At 42.0% G+C, this 1,147-nt stretch carries 2 protein-coding genes; both read right to left on the bottom strand.

Annotated features, from left to right (window positions below):
- Nucleotides 1–798, bottom strand: a 798-nt coding sequence (locus tag B0I21_RS19975) for a hypothetical protein (RefSeq protein ID WP_208292404.1), incomplete at its 3' end; no start/stop codon positions are given.
- On the bottom strand, nt 798–1,147 hold a 350-nt coding region (locus tag B0I21_RS20245), incomplete at its 5' end, for a hypothetical protein (protein WP_166637919.1). The genes B0I21_RS20245 and B0I21_RS19975, both read right to left, overlap by 1 nt.

Below are 1,147 nucleotides of genomic sequence, written 5' to 3'. Positions count from 1 at the left end.
ATATCGAATATTTTCAGCAATTTGCCTTTCCCCGTAAAGTTCTTTTGTCATATATGCGAATAGCTGTGCATCCTTTATCGTAATGGTGTAAATATAGTTGTCACTTACAATTAAGGAGGCAAAATTATTCAAATATATCAAAAATTGTTCAGGAGGAATATTGAGGTTTTGAGCTCCATCCATCAGGTCGAACGACGCGTTAAAAATGTCCGATGGACTTGGAGCAGATCCGCTGGGATGGTTGTGGATAAACCCGATCGTATAGCCATTGTCATTATCCCACGTCGGATTAAACGTTATGAGATTTTTGTTCTCCTGTGTAAATGGTTCGCCTAGTATGAACTTCGATGGGTCAGAGGGATCCGGTAATTCTATTTCCACTCCCCATTCCTTTGGTTTATCCTTTATAGCTTGAATGGCCTTTTGCACATCTACATTTTTAGAGACCTCATTTGCCCTTTTCACTCCGTCGCAATCACTGATCTTTAATCTTGCCAGAATATCGGCTTTCTGTTTTCTTACATCATCAGTTGTTACCCCACCTGCTCCAAAGGGGGGAAGGGTTATGGTCGGTATAAAAGGTAGGGAGGGAGGAGGTGCCGGAGGGTTGACGGGAACCGGTTCGATCCAGATCGGGTTATTTGGTGCACCCGGAGTTCCAGGTGGTCTGAAATTACATATAGTACAACCGGGCATGCCATCGACGCATGGTATACCATCTTCACCGCACACCTGCCCATATGATTTTTCGAAAATCAATAGTATGGCGGTAATAAAAAAAATAGTCAGATATTTCATTACCTAGAATTGGAATGTGTTAGTTTCATATTGTGATCATAGATCCTTTCGAACAGCCCATTTTTTCCGTAGAATGCACCTTTTAGATTTCCCCATGTATCCCATACAAACCCATATCCGCAGGCATCCTGTGAGGAAACAATGTTTTTGTAGTCCTCAAATTCCTCTCCCTGCAGTTTATAGTTTTTAAGAGCGGCATTACGGTTGAGATACGCCGTGTCAGGATGGAATTCGATAATACAGGCTGTAGTTTCGTAATTAGGACTGTGTTGAAAGGCTACGATGCGATAGCCTCTGGGGTTCATGTCGGGAAATACACTTCTGTTTACGTAATTATTCTTTAACGGTA

This window comes from Sphingobacterium paludis (genome assembly GCF_004364125.1).
In the GTDB taxonomy this organism is placed as follows: Bacteria; Bacteroidota; Bacteroidia; order Sphingobacteriales; family Sphingobacteriaceae; genus Sphingobacterium; species Sphingobacterium paludis.
Note: the sequence above shows the minus strand (reverse complement) of the source record. Positions and strands in the feature narration are given on the sequence as shown.